11 protein-coding genes are annotated in these 12,746 nt (G+C 66.0%); 7 read left to right on the top strand and 4 right to left on the bottom strand.

Going from position 1 to position 12,746, the window contains the following annotated elements:
• Nucleotides 1-66: 66 nt before the first annotated feature.
• Both BB934_RS07395 and BB934_RS07390 read right to left on the bottom strand, forming a co-directional pair.
• Nucleotides 67-3,576, bottom strand: coding sequence for a PAS domain-containing hybrid sensor histidine kinase/response regulator (locus BB934_RS07395; protein ID WP_099509058.1), 3,510 nt, complete (start codon nucleotides 3,574-3,576; stop codon nucleotides 67-69).
• Between the two features lie 69 nt (nucleotides 3,577-3,645).
• Nucleotides 3,646-4,563 (bottom strand): LysR family transcriptional regulator, encoded by a 918-nt coding sequence (locus tag BB934_RS07390; protein WP_099509057.1) that lies wholly within the window; start codon nucleotides 4,561-4,563, stop codon nucleotides 3,646-3,648.
• Nucleotides 4,564-4,664: 101 nt separating this feature from the next.
• On the opposite strand from BB934_RS07390, the gene BB934_RS07385 reads away from it, so the two are divergent.
• The 4 genes from BB934_RS07385 to BB934_RS07370 all read left to right on the top strand — a co-directional run bounded on the left by BB934_RS07385 (nucleotide 4,665) and on the right by BB934_RS07370 (nucleotide 7,607).
• Nucleotides 4,665-5,099 (top strand): DoxX family protein, encoded by a 435-nt coding sequence (locus BB934_RS07385; protein WP_099509056.1) that lies wholly within the window; start codon nucleotides 4,665-4,667, stop codon nucleotides 5,097-5,099.
• Between the two features lie 11 nt (nucleotides 5,100-5,110).
• Nucleotides 5,111-5,638: a VOC family protein gene (locus BB934_RS07380; protein ID WP_162299147.1), complete on the top strand. Its 528-nt coding sequence runs from the start codon at nucleotides 5,111-5,113 to the stop codon at nucleotides 5,636-5,638.
• Between the two features lie 54 nt (nucleotides 5,639-5,692).
• Nucleotides 5,693-6,127, top strand: a complete 435-nt coding sequence (gene mscL, locus BB934_RS07375) for a large conductance mechanosensitive channel protein MscL (protein ID WP_099509055.1) — start codon at nucleotides 5,693-5,695, stop codon at nucleotides 6,125-6,127.
• A gap of 277 nt (nucleotides 6,128-6,404) precedes the next feature.
• Nucleotides 6,405-7,607: a pyridoxal phosphate-dependent aminotransferase gene (locus BB934_RS07370; RefSeq protein WP_099509054.1), complete on the top strand. Its 1,203-nt coding sequence runs from the start codon at nucleotides 6,405-6,407 to the stop codon at nucleotides 7,605-7,607.
• Between the two features lie 13 nt (nucleotides 7,608-7,620).
• Here BB934_RS07370 and BB934_RS07365 read toward each other — a convergent pair whose 3' ends face one another.
• Complete coding sequence (locus BB934_RS07365; protein WP_099509053.1) at nucleotides 7,621-8,085, bottom strand: RbsD/FucU family protein; 465 nt, start codon at nucleotides 8,083-8,085, stop codon at nucleotides 7,621-7,623.
• A gap of 161 nt (nucleotides 8,086-8,246) precedes the next feature.
• Between BB934_RS07365 and BB934_RS07360 the strand changes: the two genes are divergently transcribed.
• A complete protein-coding gene (locus BB934_RS07360; RefSeq protein ID WP_099509052.1) occupies nucleotides 8,247-9,296 on the top strand; it encodes an AbrB family transcriptional regulator in 1,050 nt (349 codons plus the stop codon).
• A 3-nt stretch (nucleotides 9,297-9,299) separates the two neighbouring features.
• Here the strand turns inward: BB934_RS07360 and BB934_RS07355 are convergent, their stop codons facing one another.
• A complete protein-coding gene (locus tag BB934_RS07355) occupies nucleotides 9,300-10,172 on the bottom strand; it encodes a MurR/RpiR family transcriptional regulator (RefSeq protein WP_099509051.1) in 873 nt (290 codons plus the stop codon).
• A 137-nt stretch (nucleotides 10,173-10,309) separates the two neighbouring features.
• Between BB934_RS07355 and BB934_RS07350 the strand changes: the two genes are divergently transcribed.
• Together BB934_RS07350 and BB934_RS07345 are read left to right on the top strand one after the other, a co-directional pair.
• The gene (locus BB934_RS07350) at nucleotides 10,310-11,098 is read left to right on the top strand and encodes an N-formylglutamate amidohydrolase (protein WP_099509050.1); all 789 of its coding nucleotides are present in this window, start codon (nucleotides 10,310-10,312) and stop codon (nucleotides 11,096-11,098) included.
• Nucleotides 11,099-11,161: 63 nt separating this feature from the next.
• A complete protein-coding gene (locus tag BB934_RS07345; protein ID WP_099509049.1) occupies nucleotides 11,162-12,697 on the top strand; it encodes an amino acid permease in 1,536 nt (511 codons plus the stop codon).
• Nucleotides 12,698-12,746 lie beyond the last annotated feature (49 nt).

The following is a 12,746-nucleotide window of genomic DNA, read 5'->3' as shown; positions in this document are numbered from 1 at the left end:
GCAGCGTTTCTCGTATCGAGATCACCGGCACAAGGCCGGTGATGACGTCGAGGGATGACGCCATAACTACTCCGCCGCCACCTTGGTCGCGCGCCATTGCGTCAGCAGCGCGCGCAAAGCCGCCGGCTTGAGCGGCTTGTTGAGGACGTGGATGTGCATGGAGGCGGCGGCGTCGCGCACGACCGGGGTGCGGTCGGCGGTGACAAGAACGGCCGGCGTGTCGACCTGCGTCTTCCAGCGCAGGGCCTTGATGAGCTCGAGGCCGTCCGTGTCGTCGAGATGATAATCGGCGACGATCACCTCCGGCAGCGCCTTGTGCGTTCGCAGAGCCTGATGGGCCGTTTCGAGATCCGACGCAATCCAAGTCTCGCAGCCCCAGCCCGTGAGCAGAAGGCGCATGCCCTCGAGAATGGCCGGCTCGTTGTCGATCACGAGCACGCGCAGCCCAGACAGAACGGTCGCCGCCGGCTTGGGCAGCTCGGGAGCGGCGGCGGTGGCCGGGAGCGCTGCGACGACAGGCACCTCGACACGGAACACGGACCCTCGCCCCGCTTCCGAGTTCAACGTGATCGGGTGCTTGAGCACGCGACCGATGCGCTCGACGATGGAAAGGCCAAGGCCCAGGCCGCGCGCAACCTTCACGCCCTGATCGAGGCGCTGGAATTCGCGGAAGACGATGCGCTGCTTCGAGGGCGGAATGCCGAGGCCGGTGTCCCAGACCTCGAGAACGAGGTGCGCGCCGCGCCGGCGCGCGCCGACGAGCACGCGGCCCGACGGCGTGTACTTGATCGCGTTGGAGATCAGGTTCTGCAGCAGGCGGCGCATGAGACGCCGGTCGGAGCGGACCGTGAGGGAGGGGATGGCGAAGGTAAGCGTCAGGCCCTTGCTGCCGGCCACGGGCTCGAACTCACGCTGAAGCTGGCGGAACAGCTCGTCCATGCGGAAGCTCGACCATTGCGGCTTCATGGCGCCCGTGTCGAGGCGCGAGATGTCGAGGATGGCGGTGAGGATTTCCTCGACGGCGTCGAGCGAGGCGTCGATGTTCTCGGCGAGCGTCGCGTCGCCTGCGTCGCGGTCCCGCTCCACGAGCGAGGTCGCGTAGAGGCGCGCGGCATTGAGCGGCTGCAGGATATCGTGCGAAGCGGCGGCGAGAAAGCGCGTCTTGGAAATGTTCGCCTCGTCGGCGTCCGCCTTCGCGCCTCTGAGAGCCTCGTTGAGGCGCGTCAGCTCTTCGGTTCTCTCGCGCACGCGCTGTTCCAGCGTCTCGTTCGCGCGCCGGCTCGCCTCCTCCGCGAGAACGGTGTCGGTGACATCCGTGTAGGTGGTGACGTGGCCGCCGTCGGGCAGGAGGTTCGAGCGGATCTCGATGACCTTGCCGGAGGGAAAGAGTTTTAGGCGCACCGGCTCCACATCGTGCCGGAACGAGTGCAGGCGGGCCGCGACGAGTTCCTCGATCCGGCCGGGTCCGTAGGATCCGCGCGAGGCATTGTAGGTGACGATCTGTTCCATGCTGATGCCCACATGAACGAAGTTGGGCGGCATGTCGTAGAGATCGATGAAGGCCTGGTTCCAGGCCAGCAGGCGCAGGTCGCTGTCGAGCACGGTGATGCCCTGCTTGGCATAGTTCAGCGCGTGCTGGAGAAGGTCGCGGCTGTGCTGGATCGCGGCAGAGGCATCGTCGAGGAGCTTGAGGGCCGCCTCCGTCGAAACGGTGCGGCGGCGCAGAAGCAGCGACAAGGCAAGACGTGAGGATGCTGTGCCGATGGCCGAGGCCAGAAGATGCTCGGCGTAGCGCAGAAGATGAATGTCGGCCTCGGCGCGCGGCTCCAGGTTCTGCCCGCGGCTGTGGGTGAAGCCCTCGAAGGAGCGCGTCGTGCGCTCCTCGCCGAGATAGCGTGCCACGGTGGCGCGCAATTCGCCGACGGTGACGCTGGCGCGGAACAGGCGGAAGCTCGGCGTCACGGAGGCGACGGCCTCGCCGACAAAGAGATTGGCCTGGATCTGCTCCATCGCCGTCACCGGGCGCCAGAGGGAGAAGGCGACGTAGCAGAGGATGTTGAGCGTCAGGCTCCAGACGACGCCATGCGTGAGCTGCGGCAGGTCGACGCCGAACAGGGATGTGGGCTTGAGCACCGCGATGCCGAACGGGCCGGTGACGACGACATCGGACCAGAACACGCCATCCCAGACGAGGCTCGGGAGAAGGAGCGTGTAGGCCCAGGTGAGAAACCCGACGATCAACCCGATGCTGGCGCCGAGCGCCGTGCCGCGCGTCCAGATGAGCCCTCCGAGGAAAGCCGGCGCGACCTGCGCGATGGCGGCGAAGGACAGAAGGCCGATGGCGGCGAGAGCCGCTTCTCCCGATGCGCGGTAGTAGACATAGCCGAGCAGGATCACGAGAACGATCGAGACCCGCCGCACGCCGATCACGAAGCTGCCTGGATCGATGCCGGCAAAGGCGCGCCGCCGCAGCACGATGGGCATGACGAGATGGTTCGAGATCATCACCGCGATGGCGACGGAATCGACGATGACCATGGCGGTGGCGGCCGAAAACCCGCCGAGGAAGGCGATGACCGCGACGGTGCCGGCCTTGTCCATGAGCGGCAGCGCGAGCAGCGTCATGTCGCGGTCGATGGCGCCGCTGGGGTAAACCGCGAGACCTGCGAGTGCGATCGGGATCACGAAGATGTTGATGAGGATCAGGTAGAGCGGAAACAGCCAGGCGGTCCGCTTCAGGTCGGCGATCTCGTGGTTCTCGACCACGGTGACGTGAAACTGACGCGGCAGAAGCAGGGCGGCGCAGGTGGAGAGCAGGATCAGCGTGATGTAGCTGCCGAAGCCGGAGGTCGTGCCCATCAGGTTGGAGCTCGTGCCCTGCGCGTTGAGGCGCTGCACGATGGCATCGTATCCGTCGAACATCACGAATGTGATGTAGCCCCCGACGACCAGGAACGCGATCAGCTTCACCACGGATTCGACAGAGATGGCGAGGAGCAGCCCGTTCTGGTGCTCGGTCGCATCCGTGTGGCGCGTGCCGAAGGCGACGGCGAAGCCTGCGAGCACGAGCGCGACGACGAAGGCGAGATCGCCTACCAGCGGGAACTGGAACGGCAGCGTTTCGCTCGCGGCGCCGAGGAACACGTCGAGCGAGGAGGAGACCGCCTTGAGCTGCAGGGCGATATAGGGGATCGAGCCGACGAGGGCGATCAGGCTGACGAGGGCCGCGACCCGTTCGCTCTTGCCGTAGCGGGCGGCCACGAAGTCGGCGATGGAGGAGATGTTCTGGGTCTTGGCTACGCGCACGATCCGCGCGACCAGCGGATAGCCGAAGCCGATCGCGAGGATCGGGCCGATATAGATGGCGAGGAAGTCGAAGCCCGAGCGGCTGGCAAGGCCCACCGATCCGAAGAAGGTCCAGGAGGTGCAATAGACCGCGAGGGCCAGCGCCGCGATGGTCGAGCGGGCCGGCCCCTGGATGAAACGCTTGCCTCCGTTGTCGCCCCAATGGGCGACCGTGAAGAGAAAGCAGAGATAGACCAGCGCCGACAGCACGACGGCCCAGGTGGCGACCATAGGCGTTAACCCTCGAAAACCAACGTGGAACAGCTTTATCCGGTTAGCCGTGCGAAGGCCACCGCCGGGCTAGCGGAGGCCCCGATCCCAGCCCGGCTCCGGCCCGAAACACCGGCTGAGGAACGCGATGAAGGCGCGAACCTTCGCGGGCGCCTGCCGGCCCGAGGGCAGGACCGCGTGGATACCGGGCTGGTAGGTCGGATAGCCGGGCAGCACCGGCACGAGGGAGCCGTCGCGCAGGCTGTCGCCGACGATGAAGGTCGGCTGGTAGATGAGCCCCTGTCCGGCGACGGCCGCCGCGAGCAGTGCGTCGCCGTTATTGGCGCGCAGGTTGCCCTGCACCGGAACGACCGCTTCGCCATCGAGGCCGAAGGCCCAGCGGTTCGCCCCGATGGCGCTGGGCAAAGTATAGCCGAGGCAATTGTGCCGGGAGAGATCTTCCAGGCTCTGCGGGATGCCGTGTTCCGCAAGATAGGACGGCGCAGCGCAGACGGCCGTGCGGCATTCGGCGAGCCGCCGGGCGACGAGGCTCGAATCCTTCAGGCGTCCGATGCGGATCGCCAGATCCCAGCCTTCCTCGAGGAGGTCCACGTAACGGTCGGCGAGGCCGAGGTCGAACGAGACGGCAGGGTACAGCCGGCTGAACTCGGCCAGGGCCGGAACCACCTGCCGGAAGCCGAAGGTGAGAGGCACGTTGAGCCTCAATGTGCCGCGCGGCTCGACGCGGTCCAGGCTGGCGGAGGCCTCTGCCTCCTCGATCTCGGCCAGGATGCGCTCGCAGGCGGCAAGATAATTCCGGCCGCCCTCGGTCAGCACCAGCTTCCGGGTAGAGCGGTGCAGCAGCTTGATCCCGAGTCTCTCCTCGAGGGAGACCACGTGCTTCGTCACCATGGTCTGCGACAGGTCGAGCGCCCGGGCGGCCGCCGAGAAGCTGCCCAGGGCCGCAACGCGGACGAAGACCTGCATGCTGGTGACACGGTCGAGCATGGATCGATCTCATTCCTGCAGTGTGAGCTCATATTCCAGCTCTAAGATTATCATATTATCAGTTTGAGGTCATATGAGGGACCCTTTCAGGAGATTCTTCGATGATCGACTCCCGCACCGCTCCCTATGCTGCGCTGATCCTGCGCATCACCCTCGGAATCCTGTTCCTGGCCCATGCCGGCCTCAAGGTCTTCGTGTTCACCCCCGCAGACGCCGCGCAGTTCTTCGGAAGCCTCGGCCTGCCTCCGGCTCTGGCCTACCTGACCATCGCGGTGGAGGCGGTCGGCGGCATTGCCCTCATCCTCGGCATCTTCACCCGCTGGGTAGCGCTCGCCCTGATCCCGGTCCTCATCGGCGCCATCGCCTTCGTGCACGGCCCGGCCGGCTTCTTCTTCAACAACCCCAATGGCGGCTGGGAATATCTGGCCTTCTGGATCGCAGCCCTCGTGGTCCAGGCTCTCCTCGGCAACGGCGCTCTTGCCCTGCAGGCCGGATCGGCGAAGACTGCTCCTGCTTTGTCCGTCCGGTCGGCCTGAGGTTCAAGACGATGTCGCAATCCGTTCTCTCTGGCGCCACCGGATATCCGGTGGCGCGGCCCATCGATCCCGGCGTCAGGATCGGCCACGTCCATCTCAAGGTGGCCGATCTCGAGCGCGCGCTCGCCTTCTATTGCGGCGTGCTCGGCTTCGAGCTGATGCAGCGCTACGGCAGCCAGGCCGCCTTCGTCTCGGCGGGGGGCTACCATCACCATATCGGCCTGAACACCTGGGAGAGCAAAGGAGGATCTCCGCCGCCTCCCGGCACGACCGGCCTCTACCATGTGGCGATTCTCTATCCCACGCGGGCGGCCCTTGCCGATGCGCTCTTCCGGCTTACCGAGGCCGGCATCCCCCTGCAGGGTGCGAGCGACCACGGGGTGAGCGAGGCGCTCTACCTCAGCGATCCCGACGGCAACGGCATCGAGCTTTATGTCGACCGCCCGCAGGACCAATGGCCGCTCACGCCCGACGGCGAGCTTCAGATGGTCACAAAACGGCTCGACCTGCAGGACCTTCTGGCCGCCCGCGAGGCTTGACGAAATTCTCAGGCCGGACAGCTTAAGCTTGGGAACAAGCGGAAGGATCCGGTCATGTGGAACGAATTCAAGCAGTTCGCCTTGCGCGGCAATGTGGTCGATCTGGCGATCGGCATCATCATCGGTGCCGCGTTCGGCAGGATCGTGGACTCGATCGTCGGCGACATCTTCATGCCCATCATCGGGGCCGTCACGGGGGGCCTCGATTTCTCGAACTACTTCACCACCCTGTCGGGCAACGTCACGGCAGGGTCTCTCGAGGAAGCCAAGAAGCAGGGCGCCGTGCTCGGCTGGGGCAACTTCCTCACGGTCGCCATCAATTTCGCCATCATCGCCTGGATCCTGTTCCTCCTGGTCAAGGGCATGAACCGCCTGCGCCGCACCGAGGATGCCAAGACCGGCACGGCCGACAAGCCTGCGGAAATTCCAGCCGACGTGAAGCTGCTGACGGAAATCCGCGACCTTCTAAAGACGGGCCGGACGGCTTGAGAGGCTGCTCATCACCCTCGACCTCATCCTAAAGGAGATGCGAAGCACCGTCTCGCAGGAGTATTCAGCGTGCTCTGGAGACGCGCTCGTCCTTCGAGACGCCGCCTCCGGCGGCCCTCAGGATGAGGGCTTGGGAGAGCGCCGAATATGGGCCAGACTTTGAGAATGATCACTGGTTTCGATCGGACCCTTCGTCTTTTGTCATGAGACCTATTCCAGGCTTGCCTTGAGGCCGCCGACAGGTCATCCCTGTTCGCCTGCCCAGAGGAAATCCCCGATGAACGTGTCCGTCTCGATGCCGTCCTTTCTCAACCTGCGCCCCGAGGCGGAGCAGGCGCCGACGAGCGGCATCGTCGACGTGTTCAGCTATGGTCGGCTCAAGCCCGGCATCATCCCGCTCTGGGTCGGCGAGGGCGACCTGCCGACGCCGACCTTCATCTGCGAGGCGGCGGCGCAGTCGCTGGCGGAGGGCGAGACCTTCTACACCTATCAGCGCGGCATCCCCGAATTGCGCCAGGCCATCGCCGGCTACCACGAGCGGGTCTACCGCAAGCCGTTCGACCCCGAGCGCTTTTTCGTCACCTCCGGCGGCATGCCTGCGATGCAGATCGCCTTCCGCATGCTCGCCGGCAACGGCGACGAGGTGCTGGTTCCGACCCCGGCCTGGCCGAATTTCGCCGGCGCGATCTCCATTGCCGGAGCCCGGCCCGTCGCCGTGCCGATGATCATCGACGCGAAGGGCTGGCATCTCGATTTCGAGCGGCTGGAAAAGGCGATCACGCCGCGCACCCGCGTGCTCGTCATCAACTCGCCCTCCAATCCCACCGGCTGGGTGGCAAGCCACGACGATTTGCGCGCAGCACTGGATCTTGCCCGCCGTCACGGGCTCTGGATCGTGGCTGACGAGATCTATGGCCGCTTCGTCCACGATCCGTCGCTCACGATCGACGGGCGCACGCCGTCCTTCCGCGATGTAATGGAGCCGGAGGACAAGATCATCTTCGTCCAGACCTTCTCCAAGAACTGGGCCATGACCGGCTGGCGCCTCGGGTGGATCGAGGCGTCTCCCGCCTTGGGCCAGGTCATCGAGAACCTGGTGCAGTATCAGACCTCGGGAACGCCGGTCTTCGTGCAGCGGGCGGGCGTCGCCGCCATCGAGCAGGGCGAGGATTTCCTGGCCGACCAGATCGCAAAGGCGCGCCGTGGCCGGGAGGCGGTCGGGCGGCTTGCGGAAACGGGCCTCGTGGAACTACCGCCCCCAAACGGCGCCTTCTATGCCTTCCTCAAGATCAAGGGCGCCACGAGCGCGAAGGACATCGCCTTCCGTCTCATCGACGAGGCCAATGTCGGCCTCGCGCCGGGCTCGGCCTTCGGCGAGGCGGGCGAGGGCTACCTGCGCCTGTGCTACCTGCGCAAGCCCGAGGATGTGGAAGAGGCGGTCCGCCGCATCGCCGAGGCCCTGCCGCGGCTCGTGGCTTGAGCCAGTCAACTCGCTACGGAGGCGGGATCACGCCCTTCTTCAGGATGAAGCAGCCGTAGAAGCGGCGCTCGCCGGTGACGACCACCGCATAGGCCTGCTTGGCGCGCTCGTAGAACGCGAAGCGCTCCACGGAGCCCATCGGCCACGCGTCGCGCCCGGCATCGCGCTGGGCAACGGCGTCGATCTCTCCTTGAGCCTCCCGTTGGATCGCCGGAAGCTCGTCCGGATTGCCGACGACCTCCATGCGCTCCGCCGGATGCTCCACGAAGCTGTCGAGCGGCATGACCGAGAGGATAGCGCGCACGGCCTGGGGCGAGGTGATGTTGTCCATGCGGATCAGCCGGCCATGGGCGGTCTGGCGCGCGATTGCTTCGGCCGGGAAGTTCGCGTCGCAGACGACGATGTCGTCGCCATGCCCCATGGCCCGCAGCACATACAGCACATCGGCGTTCAGCGCCGGATCGATTCCGTGCAGCAAAGTTTCCTCCCCGATTTGAATTGTGAGCGATCTCAGCAGGCTTTCGCGTTGCGTGCAATGCTCCGGATGAGCCCGCAGCGACGACAGTCGCTCATCGCATGGCCACTGCGCAGCATCGGCATTTGACGCAAGGGGAAAGGACGTCCATTGAGCAAAGTCTCATGCGTCTCGTCTTTGCCCATCTCGCCCAGATCCTGATCGCCGCACTCGGCGGGCTCATCTTCCACTGGCTCGGCGTTCCGGCCGCGTGGCTGTCGGGCGCTGCCATCGCCGCGACGCTCTGGGGCCTCACCGGCTGGGCCGTGCCCATGCCGAAGGCGCTTGCCGACACCGCCATGCTGATCTCGGGCGCCGCCATGGGCGCGGCGGTGACGCCCGACGCCATCGCGGCCATGGGACGATATCCAGGCAGCCTCATGCTGCTGGTGATCGGAGTCGTGGCGATCTCCGCGGCATCCACCGGCTGGCTCGTGCGCATGTCGGGCTGGCGCAAGGCCGATGCGGTGCTGGCTTCGGTCCCGGGCGCCCTGTCCACCGTTCTCGCCGTGGCGGCCGACCGCAAGGCGGAGGTCGCCTCCATCGCCATCGTGCAGAATTTCCGCCTCTTCGTGCTGATCGCGCTTCTGCCGAGCTTCGTCGTCGTGACCGGAGGAGGGGGCAATACGGGGGCGCTGATCGGTGAAGGGCTTCCCATCGAGAGCCCGGAAGGCATGGCCTTCATCCTTCTCGGCGGCCTCCTGCTGGGGCTGGTGTTCAACCGGCTGAAGGTGGCCGCGCCGATCCTGCTCGGCGCAACCGTGGTCAGCGCGGTCAGCCACGGCGCGGAATGGGTGACCGGCGTCATTCCTCCTGTCATCGCCACCGGCGGCCTCGTGCTGATCGGCCTGTTCATCGCGGAGCGGTTTCGCAACGTCCAGCGCTCCACCCTGAGGCAGGCGCTCGTGGCGGCGCTGGGCTCCTTCGGCGTCGGAATGGTGGTGGCGGTGCTCTTCGCCGGCGCTGCGGCGTGGCTTGCCGGGGTCAGCTTCGCCAACGGCCTCGTCGCCTTCGCGCCGGGCGGGCTGGAGGCGATGACGGTGCTCGCCCTCATCCTCGGGCTCGACCCGCTCTATGTCGGCATCCACCACCTTGTCCGCTTTCTCGGCATCGGACTGGTTCTGCCGTTCCTCATCGGCTGGCTGCAGCGGAGCCGGCCCGAGGCCGCGGAATAACGCTCAGGATCTCTCGTTCCGCAGCCGCTCGACCGCCTCCATCCGCGGCTTGGCCGTCTCCCACAGGCGCTTCGTGACGGCGGCGACGAGGGCCTCGGTCAGCAACAGAAGGCCGGCGGCGGAATCCCAGTTAGAGGGAGCGACGATGTGGGCCGGCAGCACATGCCGCGCCACGCGGGCGATGGGCGAGAGCCACGGATCAGTGAGCAGAACCACCGTCGCGCCCTGCTTCGCCGCCGTTTCGCAAAGCGCCGTGACATCCTCCTGGTAGCGGCGGATGTCGAAGGCGACGATCACGTCCTTTCGGCCGATCTCGATCATCCGGTCGCGCCACAGGGCGGGCTGGCCCTCGATGAAATCCACGTTGCTGCGCACGATGCGGAAATGGCTCTCGGCATAGCGCGCGAGCGCGCCGGTGAAGCGCCCGCCCGTGACATGGATGTGCCGGCGCGGGTCGGAAAGCAGCGTCACCACCGCTTCGAACTCGGCCGGGGCGATGTTCTCCACCGTCGCCTTTAAGTTCGCGATCACCGCTTCGGCGAAGGAGGCGAGCGCCGGCGCGCCCTGGCTTTTGTCCGAGGGGCTTGCCTTGGCGAGCGGCGAGAGAAGCTGCGCCTCGAGTTCCTCGCGCAGGTGCTTCTGGAAATCCGGAAAGCCGCCGAAACCCAGCCTCGTGACGAAGCGCAGGACCGAGGGAGCCGAGATGCCGGCGCGGGACGCGAACTCCGCAACGGTGTCGAGGCCGGCGAAGGGGTAGTGGCTCAGAAGCAGGTGCGCGGCGCGCTTCTCGCTCGGCGTGAAGGCGTCCATCTCGAGACGGATGCGCTCGGCGAGGCTCGGCGGGGCGGTCGGGGGGAGGCGAGGGTCGCGACGCATACCGGATTGATTCACAGCCCTCCTTGACGGTTTTGAAAAGCTGTATCAGAAATTTCAGAACATGAAAAAACTATAAGAAACGTATCAAGCGTTCAATCGGGGATCGACCTGCCTCGGGCAGGATCACGGAGAGCCGCATGACGCAGGCGAGTCGGGTGACAGCCGGGATGCCCTCTGCCGCAACGGCAGAGCAGCCGGTCGCTGCCGTCGACAATTCGCAGGGCCGTTCGCCGATCCTGCTGATCTGCGAACACGCCTCCAATCGCCTTCCCGCGCGCTACGGCACCCTGGGCCTGACCTCCTCCGAACTCGAAAGCCATATCGCCTGGGATCCGGGGGCGCTCGGCGTGGCAAGGGAGCTCTCGCGTCTGCTCGATGCACCGCTGATTCATGCGACCGTCTCGCGTCTCGTGCTCGATCTCAACCGCGAGCCTTCCGCCCCGGATTCGATCTGGACGCTGAGCGAGCGCACCACGGTCCCCGGCAATCTCGATCTCGACGCGACGGAGCGGGCGACCCGCGTGCGCGAGGTGTACGAGGCCTTTCACGGCGCGGTCGATGCCTTCGCGAATGCGCGTCAGGCGGCGGGACAGCTCGGCGCCGTCGTTTCCATCCATTCCTTCACGCCGGTCTACCGCGACGTGAAGCGGCCCTGGCAGATCGGCCTCATCTTCGACCGCGACGAACGCTATGCGCAAAGCGTCGAGGCCGGTTTGAAGCAGGACCCGGCGCTGATCGTCGGCATGAACGAACCCTATTCACCGGCGGACCGGGTGTTCCACACCCTCGAGCGCCACGCCGAACGGCGTGGTCTTCCTCCGCTGATGATCGAAATCCGCAACGACCTGATCCGCACACAAGACGGACAGGCGTCGTGGGCTCACCGTCTGGCGCCGCTTTTGAGGGAGGGGGCACGGACGCTCTGATGACGGGCATGGCGCATGACGTGCCATGACCTGAAACGCAGAACTTCTTGGAGGATCAACTCGATGTCAGTCGGACAAGGAAGCACCGGGGTTCATGCCCCGCCGGCCGGGGCCCAGGGCACCGCCGGCATCACCTATACCACGGTGGACGAAAGCTATTTCGAGGCGCGGCGCCTGAAGCGTCACGCCCGCGTCTGGTCGCTCTGGGCGCTCGGCGTCGGCGCGGTGATCTCAGGCCATTATTCGGGCTGGAATCTCGGCCTCAGCAACGGCTTCGGGGCGATGTTCTTCGCCACCATCATCATCGCCATCATGTATCTCGGCCTGACGTTCTCGATCGCCGAGATGTCGCCGGCCCTGCCGCATACGGGCGGCGCCTATTCGTTCGCCCGCACCTCCATGGGTCCGTGGGCGGGCTACATCACGGGCATCGCCGAGAACATCGAGTTCGTGCTGACCCCGGCCGTGATCGTGTTCTTCATCGGCTCGTACCTCTCGGCGATCTTCGAGACGGCGCCGGCCTTCCAGCCCGTCTACTGGATCCTGTGCTACGCGCTCTTCGTCGGCCTCAACATCGTCGGCGTTGAATTGTCGTTCAAGGTCACGGTGGGCGTCACGGTGGCAGCGCTTGCGGTGCTCGCGTTCTTCTACGTCTCGGTGCTGCTCTCCGGGCAGTTCGACTTCTCGCTCTGGGCCCTGAACATCGGCCCCGATGGTGCGGAACTGCCGACCGGCAACGGCGCGTTCCTGCCCTTAGGATTCGGCAGCATCCTCGCCTCGCTGCCCTTCGCGGTGTGGCTGTTCCTCGCCATCGAGCAACTGCCGCTCGCGGCGGAGGAATCGCACGATCCGCAGACCGACATGCCCAAGGGCATCATCGCCGGCATCCTGACGCTCATCGCATCCGCGTTCCTCGTGCTCTTCCTGAACACGGGCATCGCGCCGGGTGCCGCCGGCCTCGGCAAGTCCGGCGAGCCGCTCCTCGACGGGTTCCGCACTCTGTTCGGCACGGATATCGCGAAGATCCTGGCGGCGATCGCGGTGATCGGTCTGATCGCCTCGTTCCACACCATCATCTTCGCCTTCGGCCGGCAGATCTACTCGCTCTCGCGGGCAGGCTACTTCCCGAGCGTCCTGTCGGTGACGCACGGCGAGCGCAAGACGCCGCATGTGGCGCTGATCGCAGGCGCGGTGCTCGGTCTCCTTGTGATGCTGATCATCTGGTTCTCGGTCGGCGCCGAATCAGGTGCGAGCATCATCGGCGGCACGCTGCTCAACATGGCGGTGGCGGGCGCGATGCTGGCCTACTTCATGCAGGGCATGTCCTATATCGTGCTCAAGAAGAAGTTCCCGGACCTGCATCGTCCCTACAACAGCCCGTTCGGCATCGCCGGCGCGGTGATCTGCATGGCGATTGCGGCGGTGACGCTTTACTTCCAGCTCACCGACTCGGTGTTCCGGGGTGCGGTCATCGGCGTCGTCATCTACTATGCGGTGATGATGGCCTATTTCCTGCTCATCGGGCGCCACAAGCTCATCCTCTCGCCGGAGGAGGGGTTCGCGCTCACCAAGGGCGAGAGCGAGTACAAGACGTACTGACGATCCAAAGGGGGCGCGTCCTGCGCGCTCCCTCCCTGTCCCGCTCAAG

Origin of the sequence: Microvirga ossetica (assembly GCF_002741015.1) — a bacterium.
GTDB classification, from domain to species: domain Bacteria; phylum Pseudomonadota; class Alphaproteobacteria; order Rhizobiales; family Beijerinckiaceae; genus Microvirga; species Microvirga ossetica.
Note: the sequence above shows the minus strand (reverse complement) of the source record. Positions and strands in the feature narration are given on the sequence as shown.